At 68.5% G+C, this 13,756-nt stretch carries 10 protein-coding genes; 6 read left to right on the top strand and 4 right to left on the bottom strand.

The features are described from left to right. The gene (locus E4M01_RS14090) at positions 1 to 327 is read left to right on the top strand and encodes a hypothetical protein (RefSeq protein WP_135065807.1); all 327 of its coding nucleotides are present in this window, start codon (positions 1 to 3) and stop codon (positions 325 to 327) included. A 6-nt stretch (positions 328 to 333) separates the two neighbouring features. Here the strand turns inward: E4M01_RS14090 and E4M01_RS14095 are convergent, their stop codons facing one another. Then, positions 334 to 4,401: a glycosyltransferase gene (locus tag E4M01_RS14095; protein WP_135065810.1), complete on the bottom strand. Its 4,068-nt coding sequence runs from the start codon at positions 4,399 to 4,401 to the stop codon at positions 334 to 336. Between the two features lie 138 nt (positions 4,402 to 4,539). Here E4M01_RS14095 and E4M01_RS14100 point away from each other — a divergent pair, with 138 nt between their 5' ends. The 5 genes from E4M01_RS14100 to E4M01_RS14120 all read left to right on the top strand — a co-directional run bounded on the left by E4M01_RS14100 (position 4,540) and on the right by E4M01_RS14120 (position 11,419). After that, on the top strand, positions 4,540 to 6,900 hold the full coding sequence (locus E4M01_RS14100; RefSeq protein ID WP_135065813.1) for a tetratricopeptide repeat protein: 2,361 nt from the start codon (positions 4,540 to 4,542) through the stop codon (positions 6,898 to 6,900). Continuing rightward, positions 6,897 to 9,095 carry a glycosyltransferase gene (locus E4M01_RS14105; RefSeq protein WP_135065816.1) on the top strand — a complete coding sequence of 733 codons (2,199 nt, stop codon included), beginning with the start codon at positions 6,897 to 6,899 and terminating at the stop codon, positions 9,093 to 9,095. Before E4M01_RS14100 ends, E4M01_RS14105 begins: the two co-directional genes overlap by 4 nt. Before the next feature lie 76 nt (positions 9,096 to 9,171). Further along, entirely contained in the window at positions 9,172 to 9,645 is a 474-nt protein-coding gene (locus E4M01_RS14110) for a hypothetical protein (protein ID WP_135065819.1), read from the top strand. After that, entirely contained in the window at positions 9,642 to 10,460 is an 819-nt protein-coding gene (locus E4M01_RS14115) for a phosphatase PAP2 family protein (protein ID WP_245158309.1), read from the top strand. The genes E4M01_RS14110 and E4M01_RS14115 overlap by 4 nt, the downstream gene beginning before the upstream one ends. Continuing rightward, positions 10,457 to 11,419: a right-handed parallel beta-helix repeat-containing protein gene (locus E4M01_RS14120; RefSeq protein ID WP_245158310.1), complete on the top strand. Its 963-nt coding sequence runs from the start codon at positions 10,457 to 10,459 to the stop codon at positions 11,417 to 11,419. The genes E4M01_RS14115 and E4M01_RS14120 overlap by 4 nt, the downstream gene beginning before the upstream one ends. Here E4M01_RS14120 and aguB read toward each other — a convergent pair. Genes aguB through E4M01_RS14135 form a run of 3 tightly spaced genes read right to left on the bottom strand, consistent with a single transcriptional unit; the run spans position 11,406 to position 13,704 of the window. Further along, positions 11,406 to 12,314 carry an N-carbamoylputrescine amidase gene (gene aguB / locus E4M01_RS14125; protein ID WP_135065822.1) on the bottom strand — a complete coding sequence of 303 codons (909 nt, stop codon included), beginning with the start codon at positions 12,312 to 12,314 and terminating at the stop codon, positions 11,406 to 11,408. The two genes, E4M01_RS14120 and aguB, sit on opposite strands and share 14 nt — an antisense overlap. After that, positions 12,311 to 12,706 carry a four helix bundle protein gene (locus tag E4M01_RS14130; RefSeq protein ID WP_135065825.1) on the bottom strand — a complete coding sequence of 132 codons (396 nt, stop codon included), beginning with the start codon at positions 12,704 to 12,706 and terminating at the stop codon, positions 12,311 to 12,313. Before E4M01_RS14130 ends, aguB begins: the two co-directional genes overlap by 4 nt. After that, entirely contained in the window at positions 12,703 to 13,704 is a 1,002-nt protein-coding gene (locus tag E4M01_RS14135; RefSeq protein WP_135065828.1) for an agmatine deiminase family protein, read from the bottom strand. The genes E4M01_RS14130 and E4M01_RS14135 overlap by 4 nt, the downstream gene beginning before the upstream one ends. Positions 13,705 to 13,756 lie beyond the last annotated feature (52 nt).

Consider the following 13,756-nt stretch of genomic DNA (forward strand, 5'->3'; position numbering starts at 1 on the left):
ATGCGACACGCGCGCCTGGAGGACATGACCAAGGGCTGGTTCGTGGGCGACTTCGCTCCTACCGCGCTTCAAACCGATGTCTGCGAGGTCGCGGTCAAACACTATAAGGCCGGCGACCGCGAGGTTCTGCATCACCACAAGGTCGGCACCGAAGTCACCCTGATCGTATCGGGCCGCGTGCGGATGCTGGACAAGGAGTGGGGGCCGGGCGACATCCTGGTGCTGGAACCAGGCGAAGCCACCGCTTTCGAGGCCCTGACCGACGCCCTAAATGTCGTCGTCAAGACGCCCAGCGCCAAGGACGACAAATACGAAGGCGCGGCCTGACATCGTTCACGCCGACTTCAGACTCCGTTCGGCCAGTTCCACAAAACGTTCCAGCCAAACGTCATCGAAAGCCTCTTGGGGGCTGGTGGGCCAGTCGACGCCGCTGGCGGCCGCCGCGCCTGACAGCACCTGACGCACGGATGTGCAGAGTTCCGCCGCGATCGCCTCCACGTTCGGTTCCGCGACCCTCAGCAACGGCGATACGCCGGCAAGCGTGGCCGCCGTTTTCGACATGCAGGCGTTGGTGACCGTCACCAGGCCCGCCGCAGCCATCTCCAGGGGCACCAAGCTGGGGTGCGGCGTGTACATCAGCGCCAGCCCCACGTCGGACGAGGCCAGCATTTCCCGATAGCTGTAGCTGTCCAGCTTCTTGATCAGCCGCAGGGTCCGCTCCGACCCCAGGTCCATCTCCGCATTCCGGTCCGAGCCGACGCCGATCAGCTCCCATCCATTGAGAAGCGGCCCCAGTTCGGCGGCCGCAAGTTTCAACGCGGCCAGACCGAAATCGTACATGTTGCGCGCCTCGGTCGGTTGAGGCCGGGCGTAGAAAAGCAGACGCGGGCGCCGCGCGGGCGTCAAGGGAACGCGCTTGATCTCGCGAAGCCCCGTGATGGGGTTTCGGAAAGGCAACGACCGCGCGTCGCGGCGATCGGGCGCGAAGACGCCCGTCCTCTGATCGCGGAAGAAGCCTTCCAGGATTTCGGTCGAGAAGACGGCGTCATGCGGAAAGCCGTAGGTCTGCTCCGCCGCCCGGTACCAGGTTCCCAGCGAAAAGGTGTAGGGCTCGAATTCTTGGATGAAGTACAGGAAGCGGTCACGACCCAACTGGTGGCGCAACCCTTCGACCAGATGGGCCGACCACCAGGTGGTGGCCATGAGCGCGTCCCCGGGCCCGACGTCCAGCGGTCGATCGCGCAGCCCGACGGCCTCGATCAGGCTCTCGTCCAGCCCTCGCCTGAGTTCGGGAAAAGCGCCCACGATCTCCGACACGGCGTCGGCGTCGACCCGCGGTTCGTCCACCAGGATCAGGCGCGTCGGCACGCCGCGCTCGCGCAGCCTCGTGATCAGCGAAATCTTGCTGTGATAGCCGCCGAAGAAGTGGCCCAGCGTCAGTTCGGGTAGGAACAGGTTCAGCCGCAGATCCGCCGGCCCATCGACCGCTCGGGCGTTCAGGGGTTCGATCTTGCGTTCGAAATCGGTGCGGGTCCGGTCCGAGACCCGGCGGTCGAAACAGCGCTGGGCGTCGCCCTTGGCCTTGATGAAACGGGCCAGGTCTCGCGCTGAAACGACGCCCGCGTCGACCAGACCGCGCGCCAGCAGCATGGCTTCGATCAGGGCGTCGATCGACAGGAGGCCGCGCTCGCCGCCCGCCCGCCGCGCCAGTCGGGCGAAGCCGCGTTTCAGGGCGACGGCGTCGTACGGCCGACCCGCAATGGCGTCGCAGGCCTGTTCGGCCAGACGGCGAACTCGGGCGTCGCTCCACACCGGGGCGCGCGTCAGCGCCTCGCGCCACATGACGAAACGCTGCAGGACGCCGACGGTCTGCGACAGGGCGACGGCGACATGCTCCACATCGGACGAATCCGCCCGTCCGGTCCGCAGCGCGCGACGCAGCCGGCGCACCACATAGGGCCACTTGGCCGTGTCGGTCAGACGCGACCCGCTGAACCCAAGGACATTTCCGCCGTGCTGGATATAGTCGTAGAGCGGGCGATCCACATAGCCGATCCGACCGACCGCCGCGCTCAGCACGGCAAGCCACTGGTCGTGATACAGGCCGCTAGTGTAGCGCGGAAACGGCGTCAGCATCCGCGCGAGATCGGCTGGAAAAGCTGCCGCGGCGCCCGTCACCGTATTGGCCACGCCGACGGTCAGGGGATCAAAATGATGGACCGTGCGGCTGTTCCAGAACGTCGGAGATATGATCTCGCCGTCGTCCTTCGTGACCCGCATGTCGGAGAAGGCGCAGACCACACCCGTCGGGGCCAGGGCTTCGAGCAGGGCTTCGACCTTGTCCGGCCGCCACAGATCGTCCTGGTCTGAGAACAGGATCGTCCGTGCGTGCTCCGAGCACATGTAAAGGCTGCGCTCGAAGTTGATTATGAAGCCAGTGTTGGCGCGGTTCACGTCGATGTCGACGCGCGGATGGTCGGCGAACTGAGCCAGGCTGGCCCCGCCCTTGGGAGAAGCGTCATCCGAGATGACCAGATGCACGCCCTTGTTGGCCAGGATGCTGTCCACCTGCGCCCGGAAAGGCCCCATGGGCGGATTGTAGCTGGCCATCGCAACCTGCACTGGCGCGCGGCTTCGACTGCGCTCCGGCCGGGGATGGACGTGCACCGCTATCGCGGCGTTGGCGACCAGTTCGACGCCCTCGGCGCCCTCGAAGACGAACTCCAGATTGAGGCTGCGATCGCCGGGTGAGAGATCGGCTGCCGAAAAGGCGAACCAGGCCAGGAATCCGGTCTGTGGGCGCGCGCCGGCCCCGCCCAGCCAGGCGACCGCGTCCACCTCGTGCAGGCTGGCGTGGGTGAAGAACTCGCATCCGCCGCGCACGTCCGGCGAGCGGGTGCGGACAGCCTTCAGCGTCAGTGGGCCGAGCGAAGCGTAGCCGCTGACGTAAAGTCGGTTCACGTCGCCGACGTGGATGTGCTGCTCAGCCCCGTGCTCGATGCGCGCCTGCGCCTGTCCCAACTCCGTCAGGGCCTTCAGCGCAACAAGTCGGGCGGCCTCATCGTCCAGCCGTTGGTCCAGAATGGCGTCCGCCAGGTTCGGCAGCACGGGCCCTCGTGCGGCCTCCAGCACGGCTTCGGGCCGAAGATCGTGCACACGCCAGCGCCCGTTGTCGATTAGGTCGCATTGGGTGGGCAGGCGGCGACGGAAAACGCGGCCGGTGGCGGCCGCGACTCCGTCTCGCATGTCCCGCCCCTCTCGCCGTCCGTTCGACCAGTAGTGCCAGAACGGATTCAGACCCTTGACCTGCTTGAGGTCCGGATGACAGTCGAGATAGGCGTCAGCGTCGAAGAACGGCGAGGGACGCAGCCCCTGGGCTTCCCCCTCCTGAATGAAATGCGCGAAGGCGTTGGGCCAGGCGCCGGCGGACACGGCGCGCAGCGCTTCGGGGTGGGCGCGCAGGTACCAGAGCTCGTCGAACACGGGGTTGGGCTGGCGCCCGAGCCGCCAGCCCTCCTGGACATAGTGAGCGAAGGGCGAGCCATGCGCCGCCCAGGTCTTGGCGGCGACCTGACTGCCGTAGAAGTCCGCGTCGAAGTGCGAGGCGCCGCTGCGCCGTTCCGCCACATCCCGAGCAATCAGATGCTCAAGCCAGCCGTCCAGCCGGTTCTGGAGCACGATCGCAGGCAGATCCCCGTGGGCGCGGAGAAATGCACTCGGGTTGACGAAGGGGTTGGGCGGCCGGCCTTCACCCTCGCCGGTCTCGACATAGTCCTGCAGTCTCTCAAACCATCCCTTGGCTTGAACATTGAACCGCACGGCGTACCAGTCTGCATCGAAAAGCGGATTGGCGCTGAACCAGTCCAGATCGCCATAGCGGATCAGCGCCTCCGCCTGATCCAAACCGTCCAGGCCCCACCGCTGCAGCCAGCGGGAGTCAATCAAGGCGGATCGCCGGTCAAGCAGCCGATCGACGAACTTCATCTCCGTTTCGGAAACGTCGCGGGCCGGAAGGAAGCTCGCCGGTGAAAAGGCGAACCTGCGGCCGCCCATCACAGCGGACAAGAATTCCGGGTCTGCGAACAACGCCGACAGGACGGCGCGACGATCCGGAGCGGTCTCTATGGCGCCGCGCGTCGCGGGCAGAAGAGGCAAGGCCGACGCCCAGGACCGAACAGCCTTGCCCAAGGTTTCGCCGCGTCCGAAGTCCGGGTCATCAGCGCTTCTGGCGAAGCGGTCGGTGGACATCACGGACCGAACCGCATCCAGCCGGCCCCTGGTTTCCGCGATCAGCGCGCCCTTTTCGTCAGTTCCAAGAAACAGCCGCGCCGCTTGGCGGTCATCGGCGTCCCGGCCGCGTCCCGCCACGGCCTTCAGAGTTCGGACAAGGAGGTCGGACAAACGAAGCAAATCCTGATCAGCTGTGTCGCCACCACCCGCGCCACGCCCGGATACCGCTTCGCCATCCTAGGCGTAAAGCCGCAAGGTTGCCAAACCGTCGCGACCGTCTAATCGGTGGGAGTGACCCAGAGGTAGAGCATGAAGCGACGCATCAAGCGAACCATCAAGGCGCTGAAATCGCGGCTGAACGCCTCGCGGCGCGATGGCCCCCGCCAGCAGGGTGATCGCGCCCGCGATCGCGGCGACTGGGCGACAGCGGCCGACTTGTACAGCCGCCATCTCAGGGCGGCGCCCGATGATTTCGACATCTGGGTCCAGCTTGGCCACGCCATGAAGGAGACCGGCCGGCTGGATCAGGCCGAAGCGGCCTATGTCAAGGCGGCGCTGCTGCGTCCTCGCGACGCCGATCTTTGGCTCATGCGCGGCCATCTCGCTCGACTGCGCAATGATGAGCACACTGCAGCGAGACACTACGCCGAGAGCTATTCAATCGCCGGCGATCCCCGCGCTCGGGAAGAGCGCGACCGCAGCCGTGAAAGAGCGCTCGGACAAACCAGTTCGGCAGGCTCAGGCGCTCCGGCTTTGCGACGCGTGGGCGCCCTCGAGGTTCTCGAGGGCGGACGCATCAAGGGGTGGGCCATTGATCCGGATCGGCCGGGCGCGCCGGTGGCGCTTGAGGTGCTGATCGATGGCCTGCCCAGCGCGTCGGCCGCGGCCGAACTGACCCATGCCGAACAACCGGCAGCGCGGCGGTTCGAGATCGATCTCTCGACGCAGCTGGATCTTGCTGCGCGGCCGGAAGTCGAGGTCCGCCTGTCGCGCACAGGCGAGACCCTCGACGGGTTTCCAATAGTCTTCGGCATGCCGGAACGACTGCGCGAGTGGAGCCAACGCCCGCCGATCGTGCGCTCGGACGAAGAAGTCGACGGCCGCGTCTCCTTTGTCATGCTTGAGCCCTGGACGGCCGAGCGCGGAGCACAGCTGACCGCAGCCCTCAAGCGGCAAACCCACGCCGAGTGGGAGCTGCTGGCGCTTGTCGATGCGGATTGTAAGCCGGCGCGGCGCCCGGATCGCCGCATCCGGCTTATCCTCCAATCCGATGCCGGCGGCGCCTACGACCCCCTGTTTACGCAGAGCAAGGGGAACTGGATCGTGCCGCTTCAACCCGGGCAGACTCCGGAGCCGGAACTGGCGCACCGCCTGCTGGAGGCCTTCGCCGAAGGGGCGGACACGGTCATGACCGACGTCGCCCTGCATGGTCCGAATTCCGATGCACCCGGTGGATTCACGGCCCATCCCGCTTGGTCGCCGGAAGCCTTTCTCGCCGATGTCGCTGCGCCTCGTCTGGCCGGGTTCAGCGCCGATGCGTTGCGGCGCGCCGGAGGATATCGCCCCGACGCGTCGCTGCCCTTCGCCGACATGCTGCTCCGGGCTTGCGAAAAGTCCCGCACCATCACTCAGGTTCCGGCCCTGCTTGCACGCAGCCCGTATCCGACGCCGCCTTCCGCCGCCGATGTGGCCGCCACCCAGGCCGCTGCCTTGCGCCGGCAGGCGCGTGAAAACCACCTGGAGCCCGCTTCCGACGGCAGGGGGGCGCAGCCCCTTGAGATCGCCGACGCCCTCTTGGTCGTGGTCGAGGCGGATCGGCGACTCGACGAGATTGAGCCGCGCTTGCGCCTGGCTTGGCGTGAGGCCGGTGCGGCTGGCCAAGTGGTCCTGCTTGACCCCTATGCGCGTACCGCGCTGGAAGCCGAGCAGGTCCGCGGAATTGACGGCCGGCTGTCTTATATCCGCTGCACGCCGGATGACAGGACCGTCGCCTTGAACGCCCTGCTCTCCGAAAGGGCTTCGCAGTTCGACTCAGCTGTCCTGATCGGCGAGGGCGTCAAGCCGGAACCGGGCGCGGCGCGACGCCTCGCAGCCTGGCTGCGGGCGTGTCCGCAGGCGGCGCTGGCGGCTGGCGTGGTGCTGGACGGCGTAGGCCGTTGCGAGGGAATCGGCGTCATCGCAGGGCCGGGCGGCGGCCTGGCGCCAGCATGGTCGGGCCGCTTGCTCGCCGAGGCCGGGCCAGATGGCCGCCGCGCCCGGCGCTGTACGGGTGCCAGCCTAGACCTGGCCGCCGTGCGCACCGCCGTTTTCACCCAAGGCGGCGGCTTCAGCAGCCACCTGAGCGGTCTGTGGCGGGATGTCGACCTGGCGCTGAGGCTGGAGCCTACGGGCTGGAGCATTCTCGTCGACCCCGAAGCCGTCGCCCGGCGCATCGGCGACCCTGCCGAGCTTGATGCGGAGATGGCGCGATGGTTCCGCCATCGATGGAGTCAGCGTCTGGCGGCTCAGGACCCGTTCTACAGCCCCCTGCTGTCGTCCGACCTCACCCATCGCACCGGGACGCTAGAGTATGTTTGGTCGGCGGGACGCCGAACCAGCCGAGAGGGGCCTGCTGACTTGGGCCAGGCGCGGCCGCGTCTCAGTCCTTCGAGCTACCCGGTGGCGGCATGAGCTGGGGCAAGACCATCAAGCGCGGCCTGCGGCGCCTGGGCGTTCTGCCCGATGTCCGACGGTCTCCGCCCGACCCGTTGCGGGAGACCCGACGCCTCAAGCGCATCCGCGCCGAGAACGCTCGAGACGCCGGTGACTGGGCCGAGGCCGCGCGATTCTACGGCGAGGCGCTGGAAGGCGACCAAGACGATGTGTCCAATCGCGTGCAGTACGGGCACGCGCTCAAGGAATGTGGCCGGCTGGCCGAGGCAGAGGCCGCCTATCGCCGGGCGATATCTTTGAGGCCTGCGGACGCCGACACCTATCTGCATCTTGGCCACGTGTTGAAGATGCAGCATCGCCCCGAAGACGCCAAACAGGCCTACGCCGACGCTCTCGCCTGGAGCCCGGACCTGGCCGCCGCGCGCGACGAATTGATCGGCCTGGGCGGACGGGGCCGACTGCCGCACCATGCCTGGGGGCGCGACGCAGCCACCGAGCGCCTTGGCCAGTTAGGCCAAACGCTGGCCGCCGTCCGGCATCTGGCCGGCGAATGGCGGCTGGCCGGCAGCTACCCCGTGCAGGCCTGGGACGCCTTTCGGCGTGACCACCCGCTGACGCCGCCCCCGGCCTGGGCCGAAACGGCGCCGGGCGTGCATGTGATCGTCAACGCCGCCGACGCCCCGCCCTCCGATCTACGCGCCACGCTGCACAGCCTGCTGAACCAAGCCGCCGCCGAGTGGACGGCGGTGGTCGTCTGCGGCCCCCAGATGCGGGATCATCCCGTCGCCGGCCTGGCCTCGCGCGACGCCCGGATATCGTTCGACCACGCCGTCTCGACCAGCCCGGAAAGCCCGCGCCTGCTGATGGAGGCCGGCGTCGTTCTCGAGCCATACGCCCTGGCCTGGCTGACCCAGGCGTGGATGCGTACGGGCGCGCTGGCCGTCTACGCGGACCACGACAGCCACAGCCGTCACTGGCGCGAAGGGCGAGCCTGCTTCGATCCCGCCCTCTACGCGGCGCCGGACGCAGACGACCTGGCGACGACGCCGGTCGTTCCCTCGATCGTGCTGACCGCCCCATCCGCGGTGGTGGCGCCCCCGCAGGCGGACGTCGATGCGCGGCGCAGCGCGCTCGTCGCCGCAGCCCGGCAGGGTGCCGCGGCTCATCTGCCGCGCGTTCTGTCCAGCGTCTGGCGTGACGGGCCGGCGGCGGACCTGCCGTTCGAATCCGGACTGAAAACGGAATTGCCGCCAGGGCCAGAGCCTCTGAACGGCCGCATCCTGGTCGTCATTCCCACGCGTGATGCGGCTGACATGCTGCGCGCCTGTGTCGACAGTCTGATCGCCAAGGCCGCCGAGCCCGAGCGTGTGGAGCTGCTCATCGTCGACAACCGCAGCCAGGACGCCGCCACCGCCGCCCTGCTGGACGACTGGGCCGCATCGGGGCGCGCCAGGGTCGTCACACACGACGAGCCCTTCAACTGGGCCCGGATCAACAACCGGGCGGTGGCGGGCCTCGACCCCGCGATGCTCGTGTTCGCCAACAACGACGTGGAGGCCCTGTCCTCAGGTTGGGACGCGCGTCTTCGCCAGACATTGGCTCGCCCTGAAATCGGCCTGGTCGGCGCGCGGCTGCTTTACCCGGACGGCACGCTTCAGCACGCCGGGGTGGTGTTGGGCCGCGGGGAGGGACGGCCGATCCACGAGGGCCTGCACAGCCGTCCTGGCGAGCCCGGTCCTCTCGCGCGCTGGATTCGGCCGCGCGCTGTCGCGGCGGTGACGGGAGCGTTCATGGCGGTCCGCCGGGAGGTCTTCGAGCTGTTGGGCGGCTTCGACGAAGGGCTGGCGGTTGGCTACAACGACATGGATCTGTGTCTTAAGGCGCGCGCGCAGGGGCTGCGCGTCCTCTACGATCCTGCCCTGGTCCTGACCCATCACGAGTCAAAGACGCGGGGCTTCAATGACGGCGGAGAACGGACCCGATGGGACGACGATGAACTGACAGACCTTCATCGCCGCTGGGGCCAGGCCTTGTTCACGGACATGTCGTTGAACCCTCAATGGGTGTCTGCGCACTCAAGAGTGTTCGACGGCTATCGCGACCTCGGCCCCCGGGAGACGATCGAGTGGCTGATGCGCTCAGCCAGGCCCGACCCCTGGCGTATTCTCGACGAAGACCGAGAGGCCTCGGACGGCGCGTCCCGTCAAGCCTGAGGCCGCCCGGAACTATCGCCTTGTCCCTGCCAAAAGCCTGGACGAAACTGAGAACAATCACTTGGAGATACGCAGAATGGCTCGTCTCGCCGCGGCGCTCGTCGTCATAGGCTCTGTAACGCTCGCGGCTTGCGACGGGGAGCCGGCACGGGGCGCCGACGCCGCAGCGCCGGGCGCCGGAGCGGCTGAGGCGAGCGCGCCCCCGACCGACGTCCCCGTAGACGCCGCCTCGGGCTCCGAGGAGGCGCTTCCGGCCTTCGCCGAACTCTACCCCGGCGCGGACGTCAGCCAGCCACTGGTCTCCGCGGACGGCGCCTCCGGGCCAGGCGGCATGACGGCGTTCACCACCGATGCATCGCCCGAGGCGGTGATCGACTTCTATCGCCAGCGCGCCGAGAGCGCGGGCCTGACGTCGCAGACCGCGCTGAATCAGGGCGAAACCCGCGCCTATGGCGCAGTGGGCGAAGCAGGCGCGACGGTTCAGGTCGTCGCAGGCCCAGGCGAGAACGGCGTCACCTCGGTTCAGCTGACGTGGAGCGCGGGTCGGTGATTAGGGCTGCGGGGCTCCTTCTGGCGACCCTGCTGGGGCTGACAGCCTGCGCCGGAACGCCCGCCGCCGTGACGGAGGTTCCTGGCCTGCAGTCGGCGTCCAATGAAGGCTACGTCGGCGCAGACCTCTTGACCGAGCTCGCCCGCTCGATCCCTCCGCCCCCTTCCCCGGGATCGGATGTCGATCTTGCAGATCGCGCCGCATCGGCGGCTCTCCGGCCCTTGCTGGGCGGCGATCGGTGGCTGCTCGCCACCGCCCATGCCGAGGTTCGCCCCGACTTGGCCGCTCCGCATTTCGACTGCGCCCTGGGCGTTCGCATGGGCGGGCAGCAGACCCCCGCGCTCGAACGGATGCTCGCACGCCTCTTTCAGGACGCCGATCATGTCGCCGAGGCGGTCAAGGCGCGCGCGGCGCGGCCGCGCCCGGTGGCTGACGATCAGGATCGCCAATCCTGTCAGCGCATCACGGACGCGGGGCGAAACAGCCCATCCTATCCGTCCGGCACCGCGGCGGTGGGAGCAGCCTATGGGGAGGCCTTCGCCGCCCTGGACCCGGACCGTAGCGATGCGGCGCGCCGGACGGGCGACGAGATCGCGATAAGCCGGCAGGTCTGCGCCATGCACTATCCGTCGGACGTCGAAGCGGGCAAGGCGATCGGCAAGGCGGTCTTCGCGGCCGCAGCCGCCACCCCGGCCTTCGCGCAGGATCTGGCCGCCGCGCGCGCCGAACTGGCCATGGTCCGCGCCACGGGCCTGACCAATCCGGGCTGCGCGGCCGAGGCTGCAACCCTCGCCGTGCCGCTTCCCCAGCCTTGATCGGGATCGCGATCGGGCTGGTCCTGGCCGCTCAGGCGCCGCCCGGGACGCGCGATTGCTCGGCACAGGAGATAGACGCCCTAACGGCGGCCACCGACCAACCCTTCGCCTTGCGGTGCCGGGCCCGGCTTGGCGGTCGATCGGTCGTACGCCCTGTCCGCATCGAAGGGGCGGAAGCGTCGGGCGCCCTTCTGGACTGCGGCGGCGGATCGATCGGCCGGCCGGGCCAGGCCGTGACCACGCGTTCGCCCACCGTCGCCATCTGGTCGCGTGATCTGGGCGACGGGCGCTTCAGCCGTCCGCGCGGCGTCGCCCTGACCGACTGCACCGTTCACGGCGCGGTGCGCATCTGGGGCATGGGGGCGGGCGAGAGCATGGTCAGCCTGCACGCCGCGTCTCGCCGGCCCGACCACACCGCGCGCGCCCAGGCCGCCGCGCCGACCGACATCGCCCTGAGCCGCGTCACCTTCGCCGGAACCGGCTCCATTCCGCTGTATGTCGGGCCGGGCGTCACGCGCGTGACGGTCAGCGACAGCCGCTTCACCGGCCGCTCGGTCTCGACGGCCGTCTATCTGGACGCCGAGAGCGCGGACAACACCATCCGCGACAGCAGCTTCGACCTGCGCACCGGCCGAGAGGTCATCGCGGTCGACGGCTCGGCCCGCAACCGGATCATGGACAACCGCATCGCCCTGAACCGGATGGGCGGGGTCTTCCTGTATCGCAACTGCGGCGAGGACGGCGTGATCCGGCATCAGACGCCGTCGGACAACCGCATCACCGGCAACACCTTCACCCGCGCCGCCTGGCTGGTCCCGCGCGCCGTGGTGGTCGGATCGCGCGAAGGCAATCGGCGCTATTGCGGCGACGACGCCGGCTGGCCCTTCGGCTCCAGCGCCGACGACGGCGACAACGCTGCGGGCAATGTCGTCGCCGGCAACACCGTCAGCCGACGGTGATCGGATCGGGCCTCAACGCGCCGTAGAGATCGGTGCGGCGGTCGCGGAAGAAGCCCCAGGCCGCGCGGTGACGATCCAGGAAGTCCAGGTCGAAGGTGTGCGTCAGCACCCCCTCCTCCCGATCCAGGCTCTCGACCAGGTCGCCGCGGTGATCGGCGATGAAGGAGTGGCCGTAGAAAATCTGGCCCGCCTCGGTGACCTGTTCGTGGCCGATGCGGTTGGCGCCGACGACGGGCACGACGTTGGACACCGCATGGCCCTGCATGGCGCGCCGCCAGGGCGCGGCCGTGTCCAGGCTGTCGTCGTGCGGCTCGGTGCCGATGGCGGTCGGATACATCAGCACCTCGGCGCCCATCAGCATCATGGCGCGCGCGGTTTCGGGGTACCACTGGTCCCAGCAGATGCCGACGCCGACCTTGCCGAAGCGGGTGTTCCAGACGCGGAAGCCCGTGTCGCCCGGCCGGAAATAGTACTTCTCCTGATAGCCGGGACCGTCGGGGATGTGGCTCTTGCGATAGACACCCAGCGCCTCGCCGTCCGCGTCCAGCATGACCAGTGAATTGTAGTACTGCGGCCCGGCCCGCTCGAAGATCGACACCGGAATGGCAACGCCCAGCTCCTTGGCGACCGGCGCCAGCTGGGTCACGCACGGGTGCTCGCGCCATTCATGGGCGTGGGCGAACCACTTCTCCTCCTGGCTGACGCAGAAGTACGGCCCCTGGAACAGCTCGGACGGCAGGATCACCTGCGCGCCCTTGGCCGCCGCCTGGCGGATCAGGTCGATGGTCTTGTCGATATTGGCCTGCAGATCCTCGCCATACGAGGTCTGCAAGGCGGCGACGGAGATCGTTCTTGGAGTGGCGAGTGACGAGTGGCGAGTGGCGAGCGAGGTCATGACTTGCGCATCTCCAGCTTGTTGATGAGGCCAGCCAACATGCGGCTGATTTCGTCGGCGTTTTCCAGCAGGGAGGCGAGTTCGGCCTGCTCAACATAGCCAAGTCGTTCCGCGATGATCAGTTGCGTCTCCGCCTCGGCAAGAGAGCCTCGAGCGATCGATAGGAACCGAACGAAGTCTCCCGAACTGCGGCGCGCACAGCCTTCAGCGACATTCGACGGGACAGAAATCGCCGACCGTCGAACCTGGCTGGTCAGCCCATACTTTTCCTCAGGCGGCCACTCTCGCGTGATCGCATAAACCCGCTCCACCCAAGTGATCGCTTTTTGCCAAACGAGGAGGTCGCGATAATGGCGGACCTCGCCACTCGCCACTCGCCACTCGCCACTCATTCCGGCTCCTGCTGAGAGATGCAGTGGAACGAGCCGCCGCCGGAAAGGATCGCCAGGGACGGCAGAGCGATGATCTCGCGATCGGTGAAGACGGTCGCGAGGGCCTCGCAGGCGAAGCGGGCGGCGGTCTCGTCGCCATAGGTCGGCACGATGACCGCGCCGTTGGCGATCAGGAAGTTCATGTGGCTGGCGGGCACAGGGCGCTCGTCCTCGTCGCCGACGAAGCCCGGCGAGGGGACGCGCAGCACCTTGATCGGCGCGCCGTTGGCGTCGGTCATGGCGGCCAGGTCGCGGGCGACGGCGTCATAGACCTCGTCGTTCGGATCGTTTCGGCCCCACGCCACCGGACAGGCGACGACCCCGGGCGCCACGAAGCGCGCCAGGTTATCGACGTGGCCGTCGGTGTGATCGTTCAGCAGACCGTCGCCCAGCCACAGCACCTTGGCCGCGCCCAGCGCATCGGTCAGCGCGTCTTCCGCCTTCGCCTCGGTCCAGCCCGCGTTGCGGTTGGGGTTAAGCAGGCACTGGCGCGTGGTCAGGATGGTCCCGGCGCCGTCATGATCCAGCGCCCCGCCCTCCAGGATGAAGTCGTGGCGCGTCGGCGAAACGCCGGCGTGGTCGCCGATCTGGGCGGCGACAGTGTCGTCATGCTCGAGCTCGTACTTGCCGCCCCAGCCGTTGAAGCGGAACGCCTGGGCCTCGCGAGAGCCCTCGCCGAAGATCGGCCCGGTGTCACGCAGCCAGATGTCGCCGAACCGGCCGGGCATGACCTCGACGCCGTCCAGCCCAGCGAACCGCGCCTGGGCGTCGGCCACGGCCTCGTCCTTGCCGACCATCAGCCGCACCTGCTCGCGACCGGGACCGGCCAGCGCGCGCACCAGCGCCTCGACCTCGGCCTGGGCCGGTCCGAGATTGTCCTCCCACAGCTCCGCATGGCTGGGCCAGCCGACCCACATGGCGCGGTGCGGAGCCCATTCGGCGGGGACGGGACGGGTCATGGCGGCTTCAACTCCAGTCACGCCGGCCTGCGGCGGAACGAGGCCAGATAGG

It is taken from the genome of Brevundimonas sp. MF30-B (assembly GCF_004683885.1).
Lineage (GTDB): Bacteria > Pseudomonadota > Alphaproteobacteria > Caulobacterales > Caulobacteraceae > Brevundimonas.

What these genes read in the sequence shown, in the direction of transcription:
- E4M01_RS14090 (WP_135065807.1), top strand. Translation starts at nt 1, where the DNA reads ATGCGACACGCGCGCCTGGAGGACATGACCAAGGGCTGGTTCGTGGGC.
- E4M01_RS14100 (WP_135065813.1), top strand. Translation starts at nt 4,540, where the DNA reads ATGAAGCGACGCATCAAGCGAACCATCAAGGCGCTGAAATCGCGGCTG.
- E4M01_RS14105 (WP_135065816.1), top strand. Translation starts at nt 6,897, where the DNA reads ATGAGCTGGGGCAAGACCATCAAGCGCGGCCTGCGGCGCCTGGGCGTT.
- E4M01_RS14110 (WP_135065819.1), top strand. Translation starts at nt 9,172, where the DNA reads ATGGCTCGTCTCGCCGCGGCGCTCGTCGTCATAGGCTCTGTAACGCTC.
- aguB (WP_135065822.1), bottom strand. Translation starts at nt 12,314, where the DNA reads ATGACCTCGCTCGCCACTCGCCACTCGTCACTCGCCACTCCAAGAACG.
- E4M01_RS14130 (WP_135065825.1), bottom strand. Translation starts at nt 12,706, where the DNA reads ATGAGTGGCGAGTGGCGAGTGGCGAGTGGCGAGGTCCGCCATTATCGC.
- E4M01_RS14135 (WP_135065828.1), bottom strand. Translation starts at nt 13,704, where the DNA reads ATGACCCGTCCCGTCCCCGCCGAATGGGCTCCGCACCGCGCCATGTGG.